Here is a 4,003-nt window from a genome sequence, read left to right as displayed (position 1 = left end):
GGCCGAAGACCGGAAGCTTTTAAGCGATAGTGCAATAAAAAGAGGGAGCTAATTGCTCCCTCTTTTCACAAACGCTTTTACGAATTTTTTATTCGTGGTGCTGCCAAAATTTACGAATTTTTTATTCGATTTACGAGTTTTTTATCCTGAAATAAACAGGCAATTATCCAGCAAAGTTTTTCTCGGCGAAGCCCCAGTTGGCCAGGCTGTTGAGGAAGGTCTCAACGAATTTCGGACGCATATTCCTGTAGTCGATGTAGTAGGCATGTTCCCACACGTCGATGCACAGCAGTGCCTTGTCGCCGGTAGTCAGTGGGGTGCCGGCGGCGCCCATGTTGACTACATCGACAGTACCGTCTGCCTTCTTTACCAGCCAGGTCCAGCCGGAACCGAAGTTGCCGACGGCTGAAGTTTGAAAGGCTTTCTTGAATTCATCAAAGGAGCCCCACTTGGCGTTGATCGCCGTCGCCAAAGCGCCCGAGGGTGCACCTCCGCCGTTGGGTTTGAGGCAGTTCCAGAAGAAGGTGTGGTTCCATACTTGAGCGGAGTTGTTGTAGACGCCGCCGGCCGGTGCCTTCTTGACGATGGCTTCAAGGTCGAGGTTTTCGTATTCGGAGCCCTTGATCAGGTTGTTCAGGTTGGTGACGTAGGCCTGATGATGTTTGGCATAGTGGTACTCGAAGGTTTCTTTCGACATGTGGGGTGCCAGTGCGTCCATCGCGAAAGGCAGTTGCGGCAGTTGATGTTCCATCATTTCTCCTTGGCTTTCTTTACGGGGGTGTCAGCGGGTCGGGCGGTTTTGCGCGTTCGGTTGAAGCGCTTCAACGGCCACCGAAGTAACCGTTGCCTCTACCCGACCACTGCGGAAGCTGACAACGATATGGTCGTTTGGTTCCAGATTTCGACTGTCTCGCAGGATACTCCCTGCTTTGTCGGTGACGATGCTGTAACCGCGGGCCAGTATGGCGTCTGGATTGAGAAGGGTCAAGCTGGCAGCAAGGCGGGCGAGGTCGGTTGACTTGGCGTGCAGGCTTGTCCGCCATTGACCGTGCAGTCTGGGCATCAGCGCCTCAAGTCGACGAGCGAGCCGGCTGGTATCCGGCCTGGCCAGGAATAGACGGTGGTTCAGGCCGGTGAGCCTGGTGCGGCAGCGTGTGCTGGTTTGCAGGAGGCTATTGTCAAGGCGCCGCTGAATGTTAAGAAGGTTGTCCCTTTGTTGTGCCAGACGTTGTGCGGGATCCTGCAGTCGATGCGCCAGCCAATCGAGATGCTGACTGCGTTGGTTCTGGTCTTGTCGGATCTGGCGGCGTAGCGCATTCCGGTACTCCGCAAGCTGCGACAGCAGTGCAGTTCGTTCCGGTGCAGCAAGCTCAGCCGCTGCTGTTGGGGTGGGCGCGCGCCGATCGGCGGCGAAATCAGCCAAAGTGAAGTCGGTCTCATGACCGACCCCGCAGATTACCGGGATTGGGCATGAGCGGATGGTGCGAGCCAGCGCTTCGTCATTGAATGCCCACAGATCTTCGAGGCAGCCTCCTCCCCTGCAGAGGATGAGCACGTCGCACTCACCGCGTTCGCCTGCGCGGCGAATGGCGGCGGCGATTTGTGCGGCGGCGCCTTCACCTTGAACCGGCGTAGGGTACAGCACAAGACCGATGTGTGATGCGCGACGCGCGAGCGTGCTGAGAACGTCTCTGAGCGCGGCTGCCTGGAGTGAGGTGACGATGCCGATGCGGCGCGGAAAGGCGGGCAGCCTGCGCTTGCATTCGACAGCAAAAAGTCCTTCGCTTTCAAGCTTTTGCTTGAGGCGGACGAACTGTTCGTACAGATTGCCAAGGCCTGCCTTGCGCGCCGCTTCGATGTTGAGCTGGAAGTCCCCCCGTGCCTCGTACAGCGTTACCAGAACCCGCACTTCGATGTGCTGGCCGTTCTCCAGCCGCCAGCCAAGAAGCTGGGCGCGGTTGCGGAACATGACGCAACGTACCTGTGCTGCCGAATCCTTCAATGAAAAATAGACGTGTCCGGAGGCTGCGGCAGTCAGGTTGGATACTTCGCCGGCGACCCAGCAGAGCGGGAAGGCTGATTCCAGTCGCTCACGCGCAAGCCGGTTGAGCATTGAAACCGGAATGACGGGTGTTGCCGCGGCAAGGCCCACAGCTGAGTTTGTGCTTTCTGGCATGCGCCAATTCTACATCCGTGTTGGTTCATGCACACCCTGCGGGTGTTTCAGGGCAAAGTTCGGCTGAAACCGTTGTGGCGTCAGAGGATTTTGTTAAGTGATTGATTGTAAATATAATTAGGATCGGTTGATATTTCCGGCAAAGTTGGAAAAGTCCTTTTGCCAAGGGCACTTAGCGTTCACGAGCGGGTTTTATCCACAGCGTTGTCCACAGATTGGTCGAATAAGAATTCTGACATTACTTTGGGCGCAGGGCTTGCCGCTGGCGTCGGCTCAGGCTAAAGTCTCCGGCTGAAAAGATCTTTGAGGGGAAAGCGTGTTCTCAATCATTCTGGCTGCCGGCTGGCCCATCTGGCCCTTGTTGTTGGCGTCAATCATTGCCGTCGCCCTGATCATCGAACGCATGGTTGCGTTGCGTCGGGTAAAGGTGCTTCCTGTTGGCTTGTTGCAACGCGTGGTCGCCGAGTACCGCAAGAATGGCGTCAGTGATGTCATGTTGGCCAACCTTGAAGCGCAATCACCGCTTGGTCGCGTACTCGCCGCCGGATTGCGCAATGTCGGGAGTTCGCGCGAGGTCATGCGCGATGCAATCGAAGAAACCGGCGGAGTTGTGGCTCATGAACTTGAGCGCTACCTGACGACGCTGGGCACCATCGCATCGATCAGCCCCCTAATGGGTTTGTTCGGCACCGTGGTCGGCATGATCGAGATTTTCGGTTCGCAGTCACCGACGGGATCAAATCCGATGCAACTTGCTCACGGTATATCGGTGGCGCTTTACAACACGGGTTTTGGTTTGGTTATCGCCATACCGGGAATGATTTTCTGGCGCCACTTTCGCGCTCTGGTCAATGGCTTCGTAATCGAAATGCAGCAGCAAGCCTTGCGTTTGGTCGAGGTTCTGCACAACGAGCGAAAGCTTTAAGGAGCAAGGAATGAATTTCCAGCGTGGCCGTGGCCATGACGTACCTGAGATCAACCTGATTCCGCTGATCGACGTGCTGCTGGTGATCATTATTTTTCTGATGCTCACGACTACCTACGCCAAGTTCTCGGGGCTGGAAATCAATCTGCCGACGGCCGACGCCAGCAAACAGCCCGAGCAACCCAATGAAGTCAGCGTAGCCGTAACCGCCTCGGGACAGGTGCTGGTCAATAAGTCGCCGTTGGCTGCAACCGACGTAAACGCAATCAGCGAAGCCTTGCGCCGCGCTGCGGGTGATTCCAAGGATCCGGTGATTGTCATCAATGCCGATGCCAAGGCGACGCATCAGAGCGTGGTCGATATCATGCAGGCGGCGCAGACTGCCGGTTATCCACATATATCTTTCGCAACCCAATCGCCGCGCTGATGGCGCATCGTTGGTTCGTGGACAACTCCTTGACGACTTGTTGATGGGGCATTGCCGTATCGCACAGCGCTTGCCCCGCTTGTGGTACCGGCGGCAACTGGCTGTTGCGCTCCTTCCCCTGCTCCCTTTTTCATGGCTGTTTCGGCTGATCGTCTGGGCACGATATACCTTGTATCGCTGTGGAGTATTGCGTTCGTATCGTCTATCGGTACCGGTCATCGTGATAGGCAACCTGACCGTCGGTGGTAGCGGCAAGACGCCGCTTGCGATCTGGCTGGTTGAGCGCTTGAGCGAGTTGGGCTGGCGACCGGGGATTATCAGCCGCGGCTATGGTGGTGCGGTTGATGGAGTGCAGGCGGTTGCTGCTGATTCCGACGCTTCAGTCGTAGGGGATGAGCCGCTGTTGCTGGCTCGGCGCGTCAATGTGCCGGTTTTTGTCGGTCGCGATCGCGTGGCTGCGGGTCAGGCTTTGCTG

General features: G+C 56.8%; 5 protein-coding genes. 3 read left to right on the top strand and 2 right to left on the bottom strand.

What is annotated here, in order from left to right; all coding sequences use genetic code 11:
* Nucleotides 1-163: 163 nt before the first annotated feature.
* Together PROAA_RS09045 and xseA are read right to left on the bottom strand one after the other, a co-directional pair.
* Nucleotides 164-751 (bottom strand): superoxide dismutase, encoded by a 588-nt coding sequence (locus PROAA_RS09045; protein WP_186411033.1) that lies wholly within the window; start codon nt 749-751, stop codon nt 164-166.
* A 30-nt stretch (nt 752-781) separates the two neighbouring features.
* Nucleotides 782-2,176: an exodeoxyribonuclease VII large subunit gene (gene xseA / locus PROAA_RS09040; protein WP_186411032.1), complete on the bottom strand. Its 1,395-nt coding sequence runs from the start codon at nt 2,174-2,176 to the stop codon at nt 782-784.
* 316 nt (nt 2,177-2,492) lie between these two features.
* Between xseA and PROAA_RS09035 the strand changes: the two genes are divergently transcribed.
* The 3 genes from PROAA_RS09035 to lpxK form a co-directional block, all read left to right on the top strand.
* Nucleotides 2,493-3,101 carry a MotA/TolQ/ExbB proton channel family protein gene (locus PROAA_RS09035; RefSeq protein ID WP_186411031.1) on the top strand — a complete coding sequence of 203 codons (609 nt, stop codon included), beginning with the start codon at nt 2,493-2,495 and terminating at the stop codon, nt 3,099-3,101.
* A 10-nt stretch (nt 3,102-3,111) separates the two neighbouring features.
* Nucleotides 3,112-3,528, top strand: a complete 417-nt coding sequence (locus PROAA_RS09030; protein WP_186411030.1) for an ExbD/TolR family protein — start codon at nt 3,112-3,114, stop codon at nt 3,526-3,528.
* Between the two features lie 10 nt (nt 3,529-3,538).
* The coding region (lpxK, locus tag PROAA_RS09025) for a tetraacyldisaccharide 4'-kinase (RefSeq protein ID WP_245664223.1) at nt 3,539-4,003 on the top strand (465 nt) is incomplete at its 3' end.

Source organism: Candidatus Propionivibrio aalborgensis, from assembly GCF_900089945.1.
Taxonomy (GTDB): domain Bacteria; phylum Pseudomonadota; class Gammaproteobacteria; order Burkholderiales; family Rhodocyclaceae; genus Propionivibrio; species Propionivibrio aalborgensis.
This window is presented reverse-complemented; position numbering and strand designations above follow the sequence as displayed.